Here is an 18,688-nt window from a genome sequence, read left to right as displayed (position 1 = left end):
ATCCAATTCAAGACATACAACTATGCTGCATAAGAAAACTAGCAATCTCAGCAGTAGTTAGAATTCCCATTGAATTTATATAACAATAGGTAAGTATCCATAATTGAGCGGCGCACAGAGATTGAATGGGAATTAATGGGATTAAATAGAAGGAAAAAAAGAGCTTTTTAGGAAACTGGAAAGCTCTTTTAAACTCTTTATGAATGACGTCAATGTTAAAATAAATCGTATTCAAAAAGCTCAAAAGAGATGAGGAGTAAAGTGTGGAAAATATCTTTCCGATAGCAGCAGTTTTGGTGATTTTGTTAATTGTTCTTTTTACCTATCTTAGTAGAAAAAAAGTGACCGTATCAGATGTTGAAAAAACATCAAGTCAAGAAAGTAGAACAGAAATCAACAACGATGAATTAGCTATAGAAGAAGACGCTTGTGAAAAATTCATGCCAGAAGTGACAGAAGTTCAAAATGAAGAAACAGTAAAAAGCAAATACAAAAAAATTGAAATTCCTACAATTTTGAAGGCAGATATCCAGCAAACCCTTGCAGCCGGAGCGATGGTTATCGAAGATTATAAAACGTATAAGGTGGAATTTAGCCCAGAGGTTGTAAAAGGTTTGAAAGATAAGAGCATGACTCTTATTGAAAGATTAGACGGCAAAGGATACCTCCCTGCGGTAAAAAAAGAAGGCGTAAAAGGTATTTATAAGCAAGGAGTATTAGTGAAAAAAGTCAATCCAGGAATTATTGCACATGCGAGTTTTGGCCTCTTAACAGCCGTTGTCGGACAACAACAATTGGCTGAAATCCAAAGTTCATTAAAAAGTATTGAAAGAAAATTAGATGTCATCATTCAAAATAGAGATAATGACTTTGCAGGGGAAATTGAATCGAGATTTAGTTATTTTAAAGAAATAATAGAACGTTTCCGAAGAAATGGCATCACGCTCGGGGGAGTGGAGGACCATAAAATAGAAGATTTTTATGCAGACACTCTTCAAGATTTGAAAATTCTAATGAAAGATCTTAAAGCAATTGGAGCAAGTATTGAAGAGTTGAAGGAATATGAAAATATTCGTAAATGGGGTGAAGCTCCAGTGAAAAGGGAGTATGAAAAACTCATTGAGCAGTTCAACAATAAACAAGAACTTGTCCTTTTAAACGTGAAATTTATAGAAGAATGTTACGAGCCTTATCTAAGCACAATAAGGAACTACCAGGAAATAAATGTTAAATCCCAAACCTTGGCTGAGTTGATTGTTGAAAACAATTCACTTATCCACAATATTGAAGACAAAGTCAGAAGTATTGAAGAAAATTATAAAGTAAAGGTCAACTTTGGCATAAAAGCAATGAAATATCGGGACTTGAAGAGCTTAAAAGAACTTGCCCCAGTAAAGATCAGCCAGCAACAAGCTACAGCTCAAGCAATTCCGTCTGAGATATTAGTAGAGATGTCTGAAGAAGGTAAGGTTTATGCGTATGTGCCGAAGTAAAGTTTTGTGGTTCAAACTGAATTAATTTGTAAAAGTCCCAGAGTAAATCGCGTCCCTGTGTAAGAAACAATTCTAAACGATTCTGACAATATACTACAATTTATAATCTATACATTGCTGCACCCACTGCTTCTATGTTGAAGGTGCAGCTTTTTCATATTATTCATCTGTATAAATTGTTTGGGGGTTGTGTCGTTTCCTGGGAAGCAAAATTGAAAAGGCTGAAATTGAATATAATTGAATTGCTTAGAAGTTTTGGACTTATTATTTGGATGGAAAAGAAAAGTTACCGTTTGTCCGCTCATGCTGTGATTTGCATTGTCACACATAAAGGAATAACGAGATCGCGCCCCTGGGAAAGAAACAATTCTAAAAGATTTTGACAATACACTACAATCTATAATCTATGCATGGACATACTGAACACCTCAACATTTCGTGTAGGGTTTTTTCATTTTATACATCTTTATAAGTTGTTTACAAATTGTCCAACTCCCAGGGAAGCGAAATAATTTATTCTGAATATACAAGACAATTTATGTGGTATACACTATCTTATCCATTGAAGAAACATTTCTAGCTATAACTGTATTGCTCCAGGAAAACGAAATTCAATTGAATTCAACTCTAAAAAAAGAGTGTGCCAAAAATCCAATGGCACACTCTTTTCATTATGTCAGTGCATACTCCACGCGATTTCGTCCTTTATCTTTCGCCTGATACAGGGCATGGTCGGCTCTCGATACTAAGGTGTTCAATGTGTCACCCTCCATATAGGCTGTAACGCCGAAGCTGCATGTTTTTCGTTCAACCGCTTGAAAGTGATAACATTCAAATTGTTCGCGAAGTTTGGAAGAGAGTTTAATCGCATCGTCGATTTGGGTGTCGGGACAGATGATCAAGAACTCCTCACCACCCCATCTCCCTACAGTATTTCCCGCTTTACATAAAAAATCGCTTCCCTGTGTAAGAAACAATTCTAAACGATTCTGACAATACACGACAATTTATACTTCATACATTGCCACACCTGTAGTATCAACACTGCGGGAGTGGTTTTTCTACTTTATTCATTTGTATGAATTGTGTGGGTTTTATACGGAACACATGGAAAGGGGAATTTGGGAACTGCTGATGTGTATTGTATAAGACCTGTAGATTATAGGAAATAGAGGGAAGGTTCTATAAAAGGTTGAACTGGGTATACCTTGATGAATTATTTTAAAAACGAAGATGTGAAGGAAAGAGATGGGGAGTAAGCGAATACAATAGTAAGTAAGAAAGGAAGTGGGTTGATGCATTCAGCAGGAATATGGATCAGGCTAAAAGCTTTCACCCTAGATTACCTATGGATTTTTCTTTATCTCATTTTGGTTGGTCTGTTGACAGTGGTTCTTGCGCCAGAACTTCAGGATTACTTTAATGATTCGGCAGGAGTTGCGCAATTGACCGGTTTTCTTTTGGTGACGCTGCCGGTTTCTTTGTATTTTGCGATAGGTGACTCCGCTTTGTTTAAAGGCACATATGGAAAAAGGAAAATGCGAATCCGAGTCGTGGATATACACGAGCAACCGACCGGTATTTTGCGTTCTGCTGTCAGAGTGATATTCAAATTTTTGCCTTGGGAATTATCGCATTTTCTCGTTTATCGGCTAGTCAGACTCGGAGAAGATGAGTTCCCTCTGTCTCTCATGTTGATAGGGTCAGTAATTTATCTATTAATTTTCATTTATATCCTGACAGCCATTTTCTCAAAAGAAGACCGGTCGTTCTACGATTGGATGAGTGGAACAAAAGTCATCCGAACTTAAAGACCGGCAAGGGCGAGAAAGTAAATCAATTTAAACAAAGAAAGGAAGAAGCAAAGTATAAAAACGTGACCCGTGTTAAAAAGAATTCAGTTTATTAACCACAATTACATGAAGAATAAGCTCTATACACAAACCTTAATAGTTAACAGATACGGCTTTCGTATTTTTATTTCTAAAGAATCGCGTCCCAGGGAAAGAAACAATTCTAAAGGATTCGGATAATACGCTACAATTTATATCATATACATTGCTGCACCCGCTGCGTCTATGTTTAAGGCGCAGCTTTTTCATATTATGCATCTGTATAAATTGTGTGGAAATTGTTTCGCTCCCTGGGACGAAATATTAATTCTTTATACGAAGATTAGGAGGAAATATCATTGGATAGCTATAAAGAATACTTGAATTTATTATCTAAGAGTTATGAAGAAGCGATTGATTGGTTACTTCAGAAATACGGTCCTGCACAAGATGATTATTTTAGGGAATCTTCGTACCAGAGATTTATGAATGGAGAAATAAAAAACATCACAAGAGGTAAAGCATCAAGAACAATCGAAGGCCTTTACTGTCATCACATAGATGAGCTCAAATGGTTGAAAATATCTGACCAAAATTTTGTGAAGGAATATAAGATACCTTTTGAAAATCAACGAAAAAATAGATTAGTATACTGTGACTTGGTCGAGCATACTATTCTGCATGTATTGATAATAAATGCAACTTCTTCTGAATATGGTTATCCAGGTTACGAAGCATTTTTAAAACCAACTATTGAAGAATGGTACCTTGATACAAAAATGCCTAATCCAGAATGGATGAAAAAATGTTATGTGAAATCATTCTTAGAGCCTCCAAAAGCGTTTGAATTGATAAAAGAAATGCAAAAAGTGATAGGAGAAAGTTATTTTAATACTTTAGTGGATTATTATAATGAAAAAAAGAAAATTGAAGAAAAAAGAATGAAATGGCAAGAACAGCTTAAGCAAAATCGAATAGACGCAAAAGAACGTTTGATAAAGAATGCAAAGCAATTACATTATAAGAGTTCAAGAAGTGAGATAGTCTCTGCTAGCTATTTTATACGGATAGACTACAAGAATGGAATGGAGTTATATAACAACTGCATTACGCTTAAAGAATACGACCACTCAATGAAAAAATATATGAAAGAAGAAATACTGGATGAACTTTTGGTGTATATAGAAAGCCTATCCGAACTTGGGGGAGAAGAAAATAACAAAAAGGAGTAGTTTGTTAGCATCAGGTATTAATAATAAGATACTCATATGAGTAAAATCGCAATCTGTATAAAAAAGTTATAATCGATTCCGACAATACACAATATCTTATATGCTCTAGATTGCCACACTCGCTACTTCAACATTGCGGGTGTGGCTTTTCCGGTTTATTCATTTCCTCATCCAATAAACGCTTGTGTAAACGGGACCAAAACAGGGAACTCTTATATCAATAGGTTAGTTACCTGACTTGATCAGAAAAGGGGCAGTTCACTATGGCAGAAAAAAGAGATGAAATCATCCTGAGAGGGTTGCAGGAAAATAATTTGAAGAATGTCGATTTGAATATCCCGAAAGAAAAGATAAATGTGTTTACCGGCCTGTCGGGTTCAGGCAAAAGCTCGGTTGTTTTTGATACATTAGCGACAGAAAGCAGAAGGCAAATGACACTGAACTACCCGCTGTATATCCGGCACCAGATGCCGAGGTATGAACGGCCGCGTGCCGACTTGATGCAGCATTTAAGTCCGGTGGTCGTTGTCGAACAGAAACCGGTAAGAGGAAATTCGCGTTCGACGGTCGGCACTTATATGGATATTGATCCGTTGATCCGCTTGCTGTTTTCGCGGATCGGCAGCCCGTCGATCGGCTCAGCCGCCGAGTTTTCGAGTGACAGTTCTTTCGGCAAATGTCCGGAGTGCAGTGGACTTGGTGAAATTATTGCGCCGGATGTCCACAAACTCATCGATCATTCGAAGTCGCTTCGGAAGTCCGCGGTGAGATTCAGACCTCTCGCGCCGCCCGGCTGGCAAGGCAGATGGATGGTGGATGGTGGATTGTTTGATCCCGATCTTCCCATCAAGGATTACACGGAAGAAAAATACAATCTTCTGGTCTACGGTCCGCGGGAAGGCGAGCGGGCATTTAGCACTTACTACTACAAAGTAGGTAATCGGGACATCGAATGGGACGGTATTCTTCCCCGGTTTATCCGTCTGTACATTAACCGTGACCTCTCGAAACTGAAAGTAACGTCACAGGAAGATGTGCTAGCGGTGACGGCACGTACACCGTGTCCGACTTGCGAAGGTTCTGGGTTGAATCCGAAAGTGCTGGAAAGCAAAATCAACGGCTTGAATATCGCGCAATACGACCGGCTGGAAATGACGGATTTGCTGGGTGAACTGGGGAAAATCAACGATCCGGTTGGCACATCGATTGCGCAGCAGGTGTTACCGGGTGTCAAGCAGCTGGTTGATTTGGGACTTGGCTATTTGTGTCTGGCGCGAAAAGTGGGCACTTTGTCTGGAGGGGAAGCGCAGCGCGTGAAAATTGCGCGCCACTTAGGTAGCAGTCTGAACAACATCACGTATATATTCGACGAACCGAGTGCCGGGCTGCATCCAGAAGAAATCGAGAAGCTGACGCACATGCTGAAAAGTTTGAGAGACAACTACAACACTGTCGTCGTCATCGAGCACAATTTGGCCGTCATCAAAACAGCGGATGAAATTATCGAAATGGGTCCGGGTGCAGGTGTCACCGGCGGTCGAGTAGTTTATCAGGGCGCGCAGGAAGGCTTGCAGAAAGCATCCGCGATAACTGATTTAAACCATAGAGTCGCTGTCAATAAAACCCCGCGACAGGTAGAAAATAGTTTTTCAATCAACAATGCATCTGCGAATAATTTGAAAAACGTAAGTGTGGAAATCCCAAAAAACGTGCTGGTGTCGGTCTGCGGTGTGTCGGGTTCTGGGAAGAGTTCGTTAATGTTTGACGCGTTTATAGAGAATCACCCCGAAACTATCTCGGTGAGGCAAAGCAGCATCGGAACATCGAGCCGTTCGACACTCGCGACCTATATGGGGATCATGGATGACATCCGGTCGATTCTTGCCAAAGAGACAGGACAGCCTGTGGGCTTGTTCAGCTTTAACTCGATAGGAGCCTGTCCTGTTTGCGAAGGCAAAGGCGTCACCATGCCGGATGTGGCATTCGCAGATCCCGTCACCGTTACTTGCGAAGCATGCAAAGGGACGCGCTATTCTGATGAGGCGCTGTCGTATCGCCACTTAGGGAAAAACATCGTAGAGATTTTGGAACTGTCGATCGACGAAACCAATCATTATTTGAAAATGCCAAAAATCGTCAAAAAAGTGGATACTTTAAAAGATGTCGGCTTGGGCTACCTGACACTCGGGCAGACGACCAGTTCGTTGAGCGGCGGCGAAGTGCAGCGGCTCAAACTCGCCAGTCACCTGAAAAAAGAAGGACAGATTTACTTGCTCGATGAACCCTCATTGGGGCTGCACACAAAAGACAATGCCCATCTACTAGCTGTATTCCAGGGACTCGTTGACAGAGGGAATTCAGTTATCCTCATCGAGCACAATCTGGACTTTATCGCGGCAAGCGACTGGGTCATCGAAATGGGTCCAGGTGGCGGTAAAAAAGGAGGAGAAATCCTATTTGAGGGAACACCGGAAGCGATGCTCGAGTCGGATACGGTGACGGCGAAGTGGCTGAGAAAAGATGCGGAGAGATGAAAAGATTTTTCTGTGTGAGGCGTCATCAAATCGCGCTCCTGTGCAGAAAACAATACACGACAATTTGTTTACTATACATTGCTGCACCTTTTTGATTTTATTCCCCTCTATAAATTTGTGAGAATTGTGCGGAACACACTGCAAATGACTCGTTTATGCTGGATAAATCGGTTTGCAGGAGTAGGTTTAAGGAGAAGTGCATTTATAAGGGAGTTTTTAGTTAGAATAGGCACCTCTTAACTAATTTCTGGTAGTTGATTTCTGAGAACTGAATTTTATAGTTACTCAGTTAAAAAATTTTAAAAAAGAGGAGGAAAAACGATGACGAAAGTTTCGTGGTCAAAATTAATGTTATCTGCAATGCTGATGTCTGTATTGACTCTGGCAGCCTGTGGCAATGATGATACTGCAGACGAAAAATCAACTGAGGACTCGGATGCTGTAACAGAAGAAAGTGCTGACGAGGGCACTGAAGAAAGTGCTAATGAAAGCGCAGAATCTCAACCAAAAGTTACGGAGTTTGAACCGGCATTTCCAGAACAAACACGAGCACCTGCAGTAAAAACTGAAACAGAAATTGAGACAGAAGTGGTTGTTGAGGGGCTTGGTGTGTCTTGGGGGATGGTAGAGTTTGAACCCAATCGCTTACTTGTGACCCAAAGAGATGCAGCAGAACTTTTGATTGTAAACCTTGAAGACGGCGCTGTTTCAGATCCAATCAAAGGGACACCCGAAGTAAATAACGAAGATCAAGGTGGTTTACTTGATGTAGCGGTTGCACCTGATTTTGACGAAACAAGGTTAGTCTTTATGACGTTTGCTCAAGATGTTGAAGGGGGTACGGTAACGGCTGTCGGTAAAGGTGTATTATCAGAAGATGAAGCTTCACTAGAAAATTTTGAAGTCATCTTCCAAGCGACACCAGCATATGAAGGTACTTTACACTACGGCGGACGGATTATCTTTGATGAGGATGGCAACCTATTCTTGACGACTGGTGAGCGTTCAGATGACGAAAGTCGCGATCGTGCACAAGACTTGGATGCTTATTTAGGGAAAGTCATTCACATCACTCAAGACGGAGAACCCGTAGAGTCGAATCCGTTTGTCGAAGATGAAAAAGCACTTGATGGTATTTACAGCTACGGTCACCGTAATATTCAAGGTATCGATTACAACCCTGCAACAGGAGACTTATGGATTGTTGAATTCGGTCCACAAGCTGGGGATGAACTGAATATTATTAAACCCGGTAATAACTATGGTTGGCCTATTGTTTCTTATGGTATCGAGTACACGGGTGAATTGATCAATGATGGTGTTTCAGAACACGAGGCGCAAGGCTTTATTGAACCAAGATATTATTGGGATCCAACGAGTGCACCGAGTGGTATGGCATTCTATGACAACGACGCCATTCCTGAGTGGGAAAACAACTTGTTTATCGGTGGTTTAGCGCCGAGCTATGTTGTCCGTGTCGTTATTGAAGGAGACACCATCGTTGGAGAAGAACGTCTATTAACTGACGAAGGCGAACGTTTCCGTGACATTCTCGTAACAGAAGATGGCGCGCTTATTGCCATCACGGATGGCGGTAAGGTTTATAAGATGTCTGCAGCAGGAGAATAAGTTATGATTTTCTAAAAGCAGTGCACCTTATGTCAATGTCGTTAACTTAAGGCGCACGACCATATTAAAGAAGCCGGCAATCGTGGAAATTCATGATTGCCTGCTTCTTTTTTGTTGCCTGTGCAGGTATTAACATTATTGAAGTTTGTCTCTGTGGAAAAACAACTTTAACAATTCATGATAATGGATGATTTAAATGCGGAAATAGCTGTATATATTTTGTTAATGGTATTGTTTCCGGTAAATTACTTTTCAAAATTCTGTAAACAAAATCCAACATGTATTATAGTGAAATTAGGGAATAGATTTAAGTAACTAAAAGGAGGAATCTTAATGGTAGTTTTAGTAAAAGGGCAAAAGGTGGATTTAACAAAAACGAATCCTGCACTGACAAAAATTAAGGTGGGACTTGGTTGGGATACTGGTAGCAATGGTCGCCACTTTGATTTAGACGTTTCTGCATTGATGGTCAATGAGGCAGGGGAGCTTGCAGGGAAAGAAGGCCTTGTTTTTTACAATAACTTAAAAAGTGTGGATGGTGCAGTTCAATTAACTAAGGATAATCGTACAGGTGAAGGTGCCGGGGATGACGAGGAGATCCTTATTGATTTAAAGACCATTTCTTCTGGTATTAAAAAAGTTGTCTTAGCAATCCATGTGTATGATGGAGAATCCAAAAAGCAGGACTTCGGCCAAGTGGCAAACGCTTACGTTCAAATCGACAATGCCGAAAATGGACAACAATTACATAGGTACGAATTAGGAAAAGATTCTTTAACCGGGACAGGCATCATTGCGGGTGAAATCTATTTGCATAACAGGGAATGGAAGTTTGCTGCTATTGGACAAAGTTCTAGTGACGGACTAGCTGAGCTATGCAAAAGCTATCACTTGCAGACGAGTCTCGATTTCTTTCAAAAAGCACCAACGCAAGTAGAGCCAGCAAAACAGCCAGCAACTGCTTCGATTAATCTTACGAAAGTAGAACTGAAAAAGACCGGAGATAAAATCAATTTAAACAAAACGAATGCCCCACTTGGAGAAATCCTTGTGAATTTAAATTGGAATCAGAAAACAGCCAAAGGATTTTTGTCTTCAGTCCTAGGCGCAGGCTCTTCTGTCGATTTGGATCTGGGCTGCCTCTTTGAACTGGAAGATGGCTATAAAGGAACTGTTCAGGCTCTTGGAAATAGTTTTGGGAACTTAAGTAGCGAACCATATATTGCACTGGACCAGGATGATCGGACAGGGGCCATAAAAGGCGGCGAGAATCTACGAATCAATGGCAATAAAATTACTAAATTCAAAAGACTTCTTGTCTATGCGTTCATCTACGAAGGCGCAGCGAATTGGTCAGAAGTGGATGGCGTTGTGACGATGAAACAGCAAAGCGGACCGGACATTGAGGTTCGTCTCGATGAACACCGAAAAGGCAAGAGAATGTGTGCGATCGCGCTTCTCGAAAATGTGAACAATGAAACGATGAGCGTAAAAAAAGTAGTCGAATACTTTAATGGCCATAAGGAAATGGATAGAGCGTTTAAGTGGGGAATGAACTGGAGTGCCGGATCGAAGTAGTGGAACTGATTTTTGAATGGAGATGAGGGAACCGGTGACAGAAGCAGTTTTTTATTTATACGCCTACTCATTTTGTCGACTATTAAGCATGCGAAAAAGTAAAAGAGTTAATTTAAATTAACTCTTCGATCTTAAAAATACGAAATATTCACACTTTTTAAATTTCTGACTAGTAATCGAACATAAGTTCTGTTATATTAAATGCATACCACTATGGAATGAGGTGTATTTCGATGGTGCTTGCGATCAAAGACGTGAACGGATTTGAAAAAGGGAAGAAATATACGAGGGATCTTAAGCTTTTGTCGTGCTTTAAAAATGATGAACACCGCGTAGTCGCTTTGGTGGATAAAGATGGCAATGTCCTTTATTGGATGACCACAGAAAATTCACCTGAATATCAAAACTTCCGTATAAAAGCTACCTATACTTTTACAGTTAGCTATATTTCTACAGTATTTGACCCTTCCACCCCTAAGGTTGTTATTGCCGAATTGAATGAGTTAACAACTGAGAACGGCATGTATGACAGAGCAATATAAATTAAATGCTTAATATATAATTGCAAAAAGAACCTTGACAACCTCAAGGTTCTTTTTGTTTGGCTATATAGTCAGTTAATGTCCTGTCCTAGAAAAAGAAACCATTCTAAACGGTTCATACACTACAATGAACTGTGCGGTGCACAGGGAATGTATGGGAACTGCTGGGAACAGCACAAACAATACTGCATATCTTCGAAAAGACTTCGTCATATAAAGCGACAGCCGTCTCACCACTCAAAATCTTCCGGATACTCTTCGTTAAATCGGATTTCCGATTCAGGCACATTCAAGTCGCGGGCGGCATCCATAATCCCTGCTCTTGCATCTATATAGAGATGGTCCAGTTCACCGAGACGCTTTGCCATAATGCTGATGTTGGCCAGGCGTCTTTCTGGCTTCATTTTCAAAAACTTGATATTCAAGTGATCGACGTATTGAGTCGCATAGTTGTGGTAAAGGCCGTACGTATAGTTCATATAAGGGCGGATATACTTTTTGAGGTGGCCATATTTTAATTCGGATAAGGTTTCTTGCAAGCAACGCGCAACGGCCCCTTGAAATTTACGGACGGCAATGATGGTCGGGTCCCAGGGGTGCGTGTTGCTACGCTTTTCATAGAGTTCAATAAAATCATTGAGTGAAAAGGAAACGAACAGTAATTCCGGCCACATGACTTCAAAGGTTAGGTAGATATTGGTGTCAGGGCCGATAATTGGCATGTAGCGAGCCCGTTCTTTATCGAAGCCATTGGGCACAGCAGTTGCACCGCGGCCGCCCATCATCGCGTGACGGATATCGTAACAGACACCAAGCACCCGAATCCGGACAGAGTCGTATGCAGGCAGTTCACCTTCTTCACCAACGATTAGATGCAGCGCTTCGTATAATTCGTCAAGATCCTGGTAGTCGCCAGCAACGGTAACACCGGCGTAATGTGGGGTATTGTTGATTTGCAGCATGTGAAGTCTCCTTTGAGGTTTTTCTCCATTGTAGCAAAAATCAGTCTTTTGCATACGAGTAATAAGAAAAAATGACCAAAAGCACAGTTTGCATTAAAATTATTTCTCCGAGTTAGCTCTATCAGAATCCGTAGTAAAAGGTTTTTCTGTATAAGTTGATATGTCATACTCTCGAATTGATGGATATGTTTCAGAAGTTGAGTTATCAAGAATTGTGTCGTTCCCTCGGAAGAAAAATGCATACTTGAGTTGTTCATAGGAAGAACCTGGAGGCTGATGGAAACAGAAAAGGTAAAGGAGAATATTTCTGTTTGATTTTGAGGCAGTGACTGCCGAGATAACGGTTTCGCACACAGGGGAACCGTTTTAGCAGTTGAAAGAAAAACTTTGAAAAGAGTATAATTCTTGGACAAAGCAGTGAACTGCTTAGTTATGTCAAACACAATTTTAGCTAAAAAAATGCATGAGGAATGCCACCCATTTCTGGACTGGCTCATCGTCATGCATTTTTTATGTGTTTGCGATAATACATACAGTTTTAATATCATGAAAGGGTAGGATAATAATATAAATCTTACTAGTGTTACAGGGATTTTGAAGATGTTAAGCTTTTTTTTGTTGACTTAAAAACATTTCGTATACAGATTTTAATTGATCTGCATTTAATTCGATATCATTTTCATGCATATACTTAATGGCATATCCAAGTGCCACAGTAGTGGCTCCGGCGACACTGGCACCTATAACAGAACCAGCACCTGGAATCACTTTTACAATTTGCCGGAATACTGTTTTACCGATGTTTCCTATAACAGTAGCGATAATTAATTCCTTAGCGTTTTCTTTCGATACTGGTTTATTGTAGAGAGTAGACAACTTTATGATTAGTCCTACTTGAATGGAGATAAGAGGAACAAAATCAGATCCTGGAATTGGAAGAGCCCCAACCGCGGCCGAAGATCCGCCTGCGCCTATTATCCACCGATTTGCGATTGAGGCCTTGTCCTTTAAATTTGTGGCCAGTAAAATATCTTTAGATTTTTTTTCGAGAACATCCATCAATTTATTTTGAAGGAAGGAGATGTTCTCACCCGTTCTTGAGGAGATAGGGGCGACTGGATAGTTGTAATCAGTATGGTCTTGTATATATTTAATAAGTTCTGGAATTTCGTCAGCCGCATCAATTTTATTTAAAACAATGATAATGTCTTGATTCACTTTTTCAATTTCTTTTAAGTTTTTAAGTTCACTTTCAGAAAGAACAGTTCCAGCAGCATTTAAGAAAAACAGAATGACATCAGAGTTTTTATAATACTTTAGAGTGATATCCGAATTAGTCTTAATAACATCGTCTAGACCTGGAGTGTCAACAAAAATAATATTCTCTCTGTAAGCAATCTCTTTAATTTCTTTTGTTTCACCGGGCTTAGCACCAACACTTACAATGTCTTCCTTCATGAGCCTATTGATTGTCGAAGACTTACCACAGTTAACATCACCTACCATTGAAATTATCAACTTGCGAGTTAATTGCTCATTAATTTCATCACTTTTTTGCTTGAAAATATCCTCAAAAACATTATCGAAGTTCTCAAAACCTGAAACCATTCAACTCACTCCTTTTTAACTATTATATCATTCAGATGTTTTTTCCCCCTAATAATTAACTAATGATATTAACGCATTCTAGCCGATTTTGACACCGCATTACCGTTTATAAGATATACAACGCTACCCCTGACTTATTAATCTTTTCGATTAAATAAGTTGATTGGAATTTTTGTCGCTCTAAAGAAAGCGGAACACTTAGGAGGTTTATCAAATGAAATACTTCACGAAGGATTGGTATGACGAAATGCAGGTTTCGGGTTTTCTTGTATTGCATGACTCGGAAAAGGATTGGGAAGAAGAGGTGGAATATTACCGTAAGGAAGGAAAGGATTTACGGGAATTGAACTTGCGCAATCTGGCCGATATGCGGGAAAGTTTGCTGCGCTACTTACCGGAGACGTTTTATCCATATATCCATGACGGTACACTAGTGACAGAATACCCGACTCCAGAACTGCGCACACTCGTTAATCGGTGGGAGCGGAACTACGAGCGGCGTATGGAGGAGCTTGATAACCGGTATAAGCAACATTTCGAATCGATCAAAGCGGAGCTCCCGCCAGCTGCAGTCGAACTGATGGAGAATGGCCTGCATGATGCCGTCGTTCTTTCTGTTGAAAAACCGTCTGAAGATCAGCTTGTCCTGACGCTCGACTGCAGTGGAGGTTTCCATTATTTCACCGATATCCGTGTCACTTTTGAAGAGGTCACTTATTCGGATATTCCGTTAGATTTTAAAGGGGCATGGTGGTTGTATGATGAAATTTACAAAACGGATGATGGCTTCGAACTTCATACATTGTTTGACTCCCCGATGATTGAGACGGTGATTCGTGCGCGCAATGTGAAAATCGAACTGCTAAAATTGCCGCTAATGCGTCGATTGAAAAAGTGGTTGAGAAAAAGGTAGACGTTGTTAGATGAGTTAGGGAAGATTCAGTAGAAGCAATCACGCAGTGAAAAAAGCCGGACCGGTTGACCTGAAGAGGTAACCGGTCCGGCTTTCCTTTGTTTATTTATTAAATGGATCCGTTACAGTAATTGCTCTGCCAGTAGTTGGTAAACAGCCAATCGTTTTTCTTGAGAATGCGGAATGCTGCAGATCATGGCTTCTTCAAAACCATATTCCATTTGCTCGCGCTGCAATTGATCGGCGACGTCTTTGGCGGAACCGACTAAATGGATGCTGCGGCTTTCCTTGATCTGCATGCGGTCCATTTCAGTTAACGCGGAATTTTGTGCCTCTTCGGGTGTCATAAGAGGCATAATCCGACCTTTCATCAACATCAGGCGTGAAATGTCTTGTGGCAATGCTTCGTATTCTGCTTCTTCGGTCGTTTCAGCTGTTGTCACTAAATACGATACCGAAATTTCGGGTTTGTCCATAAACGCTGACGGTCTAAAATTTGCACGGTAAGATGCTAAAATATCTTTCGTCATGCCGCCATTGAAAAACTGGGCAAATGAATAGCCGACGCCCATACGTCCTGCTTCTAATGCACTATTGCCACTTGAACCGAGTAGCCACGCTTCTGGCAACTGAATATGTGTCGGAGCCGCGATGGTTTTAGTGTACATCGTCTCTTCCGGTACTTCGTCATTGATCAGTTTTAATGCCGTGTCGAATTTTCCGTACATGTCGTCAGTCATCGGGCGGCGTCCTTGAGCCAACGCGTAAATGGCGCTATGGTCACCACCGGGTGCGCGGCCAACGCCAAAATCGATACGGCCTGGCGCAAGGGCAGCCAATGTTTTAAAGACTTCTGCCAGTTTTAACGGCGAATAATGCATCATCATCACACCGCCTGTACCGATGCGAATGTTTGTTGTTTTGGCACTTAAGTATGCGGCCGTGACTTCGGGTGCGGAGCTGGAAAATGCGCTAGAGCCATGATGCTCAGCCATCCACATCCGGCTGTAGCCCAACGTGTCGGCAAGAACCGCAAGTTCCACCGCATTTTGCATCGCTGCTGCGGCTGTGTTTCCAGTCGTAACAGGCACTTGGTCTAAGACACTTAGTTTCATTTCGATAACTCCCTTTCTTTCCCTGCCAGTTTCTTCATTGAGGAGTATAGCAGTGTGGTGTAGCGAAATCCTTTCTTTTGTCTCAAGGGTTTTATCCAGCTTTATGAGTGTAGTTCCTTTGAAAGTTATTTCTAACTGAGTGGCGCATTCCAGGAAAAATAAGCAATATAAAAAAGCATACTTTGAAAAACTTTTATAAGTTCCTGTGGCATGGAATTAAGTAGCTATAAAATGCAGAAAAATAAAAGTGTTGAATATTACTCTAAAAAGCATAATACGAATAAAGTCGGATTATGTTGTTTCATTTGTAAAGATTATTTGTGCTCTTTCAAAGTACTTTTACTTTTTATTTTTTAAGTTAGAGATATTTAGTGTAAGTATTGAAAAATAATATAGATTAAATGTGTTATTTTGTGTTCTTATGTGTTGTTAACAGAGATTCATAAAGATTTATAAGCTCTTTATTGCCGTTTTATTTATGAAAGTAGAACGTTATTGATTTCAATAAACTAAATTTACGAAATATTTTAAATTAAGTGTTGTAATGAGTTGGAATGTGATATATATTATTAGAAAATACAAACAAAGGGGATGCTAACAGTGGACGCAGAACATCTCGTAGATGTTATTAGAGGCAAGATGGTAGAAAGTGAACATTGGGGACATATTGCGGTAGTAAATAGTGCTGGCGAACTTCTTTATTCTAATGGGAATCCAGAAAAAGTAGTATTTGCAAGGTCTTCAATGAAACCTTTGCAGGCAATTCCCATAGTAGAAACAGGCGCTGCAGATCATTTTCAGTTAGAACCAGCGGACTTATCGTTGGCATGTGCATCCCATAACGGAGAAAATCAGCATACAGACCGAGTAAAAAAGATTTTAAGTAAACTAAGTTTAACTACAGATAGTTTAAAATGTGGTACGCATCCGCCACGCTGGCAAGAAACGTATGAAAAATTGATGCAATCGGGTACAGAGATTACAGCTGAATATAATAATTGTTCAGGTAAACATAGCGGGATGCTGGCAACTTCTATACATATGGGAGAAAGTGTGAAAGATTATTACAAAACGGATCATCCAGTTCAGCAGAGAATACTCGAAGTCATTAGTGACGTTACAGAAACTCCAGTTGAAAATATAGAAATTGGTATTGACGGGTGTGGCGTTCCGGTTCATGGAATTCCGCTTAAAAATCTAGCGCTTGGTTTTGCAAAAATGGCCAATCCAACCTCATTTCCAGCTAAACGAAAAACAGCGATTGAACGAGTTACTTCTGCAATGATGAAAGCGCCAGAAATGGTTGGTGGGACCAATCGGTTTTGTTCAGACTTCATGAAGGTTGAAGATGGGCAAATGTTTGGAAAAGCTGGAGCAGAAGGTGTTTATTGTATTGGAGATCTTAAAAGTGGATTGGGAATAGCACTTAAGATTGAGGATGGGGCGGGACGTGCAACTTCCACTGTCGCGGTTGAAGTTCTGCATCAACTAAATCTGATTTCTGAAGAGCAAAATGAACTTTTAAACGAGTATCACTATCCTAATTTAAAAAACGCTAGAGAAGAAATTATCGGACATTTACAGCCAGTGTTCACGCTGAAAAATGCATAACGCATTTTATCATAAAAAAATTAGGGGGAAAAAAGATGAAAAAAAGTTACGGTTTACTTTTGTCGCTAGTTCTACTACTTATATTTGCTTTGGCAGCTTGTTCAAGTGATTCAAAAGAAGGCGCTGATGGTGAAGGAAAAGAACAAGAGCAAGCAACAAAAGAAGGGAAGGATATTGTAGTAGCAGTGGCTAGTACACTCACAAGTATGGATCCGCATGATACGAATGATACATTGTCTGGTTCTGTTCAAAGAACAATTTTCGAAGGACTTCTTGGGTTTGATGAAGAGATGAACGTCGTTCCAATGTTAGCAAAAGAATATTCCGCAAACGATGAAGCAACTGAATTTACGTTCATTTTAAATGAAGGCATTAATTTTCATGATGGAACACCTTTTAATGCAGAAGCAGTAAAAGTAAACTTTGATCGTTTAGCAGATCCTGATAGTGGTCTGAAAAGACATAGCCTTTATAGTTTAATTGAAAAAACTGAAGTTGTTAGTGAGTATGAAGTGAAATTCACATTATCAGAGCCATTTGGTGCCATGATCAATACATTTGCACATCCAGCTGGATTGATTCATAGCCCTAAAGCTTTGGAAGAGTTTGGTAAAGATGTTGCTACAAATCCGGTAGGAACAGGTCAATTTAAGTTTGTTGAATGGAAACCAGGGGAAGGTTTGGAAGTTACTAAAAATGAAGATTATCGAATAGAAGATCAACCAAAAGTTGATGCGATTACGTTTAAACCAGTTACAGAGAACGGATCAAGAATTGCTATGTTGCAAACAGGTGAAGCGGACTTTATTTACCCAGTGCCAACAGAGCAGGCTGATAGCATAGACGGAAAAAATGGAATTGAAGTAGATAGTAAGCCTTCTATCGTTGTCCGTTATATGACAATGAATACATTAAAAGAACCGTACGACGATCTTAAAGTACGACAAGCTTTAGATTTAGCTGTTGATAAAGAAGCATTTATCGAAGTTGTGACAAATGGACATGCAAGTGTATTAGATTCTATTATTGCCCCTGCTGTTCAATATTATTCTAAACAAGAAACTACAAAACCCGATATTGAAAAAGCTAAGAGTTTACTAAAAGAAGCAGGACTTGAAGATGGTTTTAAAGCTAAAATATGGGGTGCAAATAACTCTAGTGCCATGAAGGCAATGCAATTTTTACAACAACAATTTGCGCAGATAAATGTTGAAGTTGAAGTTGTACCAATGGAAGCAGGAACGCTTTCTGATAAAATTTGGTCTGTACAAGATCCAAAAGAAGCGGAAATTGAAATGTATTATGGTGGTTGGTCTCCATCCACTGGAGATGCAGATTGGGGAATTCGCCCACTTCTAGGAGGAGCAGAAAACTTCCCACCGAAATCTTATAACGTTTCTTACTATGATAATCCAGAAGTAAATGGATTGATCGCAGATGCATTAGAAACAGCAGATTCAGACAAGCGCGCAGAAGCATACGAAAAAGTTCAAAGTGTATTATGGAATGATCTTCCATGGATCAGTTTATCAGCAGAAAACACAATTTCTGGTAAGAAAAATTATTTAACAGGCATCTATTTATTACCTGATGGTTCACTGGATGTTAGGAATCTTGAAATCAAGCAATAACATGTGAA

General features: G+C 40.1%; 14 protein-coding genes. 10 read left to right on the top strand and 4 right to left on the bottom strand.

What is annotated here, in order from left to right; genetic code table 11:
- The first annotated feature begins 263 nt into the window (after positions 1–263).
- Positions 264–1,493 (top strand): hypothetical protein, encoded by a 1,230-nt coding sequence (locus AUO94_RS05335; RefSeq protein ID WP_058386253.1) that lies wholly within the window; start codon positions 264–266, stop codon positions 1,491–1,493.
- 671 nt (positions 1,494–2,164) lie between these two features.
- On the opposite strand, the gene AUO94_RS05330 is transcribed toward AUO94_RS05335, so the two are convergent.
- Entirely contained in the window at positions 2,165–2,494 is a 330-nt protein-coding gene (locus AUO94_RS05330) for a GGDEF domain-containing protein (protein WP_058386252.1), read from the bottom strand.
- Positions 2,495–2,788: 294 nt separating this feature from the next.
- On the opposite strand from AUO94_RS05330, the gene AUO94_RS05325 reads away from it, so the two are divergent.
- From AUO94_RS05325 to AUO94_RS05300, 6 genes are all read left to right on the top strand, one after another.
- A complete protein-coding gene (locus AUO94_RS05325) occupies positions 2,789–3,304 on the top strand; it encodes an RDD family protein (protein WP_058386251.1) in 516 nt (171 codons plus the stop codon).
- A 380-nt stretch (positions 3,305–3,684) separates the two neighbouring features.
- Positions 3,685–4,557: an SAV1803-related protein gene (locus AUO94_RS05320; protein WP_058386250.1), complete on the top strand. Its 873-nt coding sequence runs from the start codon at positions 3,685–3,687 to the stop codon at positions 4,555–4,557.
- Positions 4,558–4,820: 263 nt separating this feature from the next.
- Entirely contained in the window at positions 4,821–7,091 is a 2,271-nt protein-coding gene (locus tag AUO94_RS05315; protein WP_058386249.1) for an ATP-binding cassette domain-containing protein, read from the top strand.
- 321 nt (positions 7,092–7,412) lie between these two features.
- A complete protein-coding gene (locus AUO94_RS05310) occupies positions 7,413–8,720 on the top strand; it encodes a PQQ-dependent sugar dehydrogenase (RefSeq protein ID WP_058386248.1) in 1,308 nt (435 codons plus the stop codon).
- Between the two features lie 333 nt (positions 8,721–9,053).
- Complete coding sequence (locus AUO94_RS05305; RefSeq protein WP_058386247.1) at positions 9,054–10,298, top strand: TerD family protein; 1,245 nt, start codon at positions 9,054–9,056, stop codon at positions 10,296–10,298.
- Positions 10,299–10,531: 233 nt separating this feature from the next.
- Positions 10,532–10,840 carry a hypothetical protein gene (locus AUO94_RS05300; protein ID WP_058386246.1) on the top strand — a complete coding sequence of 103 codons (309 nt, stop codon included), beginning with the start codon at positions 10,532–10,534 and terminating at the stop codon, positions 10,838–10,840.
- 230 nt (positions 10,841–11,070) lie between these two features.
- Here AUO94_RS05300 and AUO94_RS05295 read toward each other — a convergent pair whose 3' ends face one another.
- Positions 11,071–11,802 (bottom strand): DUF6904 family protein, encoded by a 732-nt coding sequence (locus AUO94_RS05295; RefSeq protein WP_058386245.1) that lies wholly within the window; start codon positions 11,800–11,802, stop codon positions 11,071–11,073.
- Between the two features lie 603 nt (positions 11,803–12,405).
- Entirely contained in the window at positions 12,406–13,410 is a 1,005-nt protein-coding gene (locus tag AUO94_RS05290) for a GTPase (RefSeq protein ID WP_058386244.1), read from the bottom strand.
- Between the two features lie 214 nt (positions 13,411–13,624).
- Between AUO94_RS05290 and AUO94_RS05285 the strand changes: the two genes are divergently transcribed.
- Entirely contained in the window at positions 13,625–14,323 is a 699-nt protein-coding gene (locus AUO94_RS05285; protein WP_058386243.1) for a DUF4085 family protein, read from the top strand.
- Positions 14,324–14,445: 122 nt separating this feature from the next.
- On the opposite strand, the gene AUO94_RS05280 is transcribed toward AUO94_RS05285, so the two are convergent.
- Complete coding sequence (locus tag AUO94_RS05280) at positions 14,446–15,438, bottom strand: MsnO8 family LLM class oxidoreductase (RefSeq protein WP_058386242.1); 993 nt, start codon at positions 15,436–15,438, stop codon at positions 14,446–14,448.
- A gap of 591 nt (positions 15,439–16,029) precedes the next feature.
- Between AUO94_RS05280 and AUO94_RS05275 the strand changes: the two genes are divergently transcribed.
- Entirely contained in the window at positions 16,030–17,049 is a 1,020-nt protein-coding gene (locus AUO94_RS05275) for an asparaginase (protein ID WP_058386241.1), read from the top strand.
- Between the two features lie 35 nt (positions 17,050–17,084).
- On the top strand, positions 17,085–18,680 hold the full coding sequence (locus AUO94_RS05270; protein WP_058386240.1) for a glutathione ABC transporter substrate-binding protein: 1,596 nt from the start codon (positions 17,085–17,087) through the stop codon (positions 18,678–18,680).
- Positions 18,681–18,688 lie beyond the last annotated feature (8 nt).

Source organism: Planococcus kocurii (genome assembly GCF_001465835.2).
Lineage (GTDB): Bacteria > Bacillota > Bacilli > Bacillales_A > Planococcaceae > Planococcus > Planococcus kocurii.
Note: the sequence above shows the minus strand (reverse complement) of the source record. Positions and strands in the feature narration are given on the sequence as shown.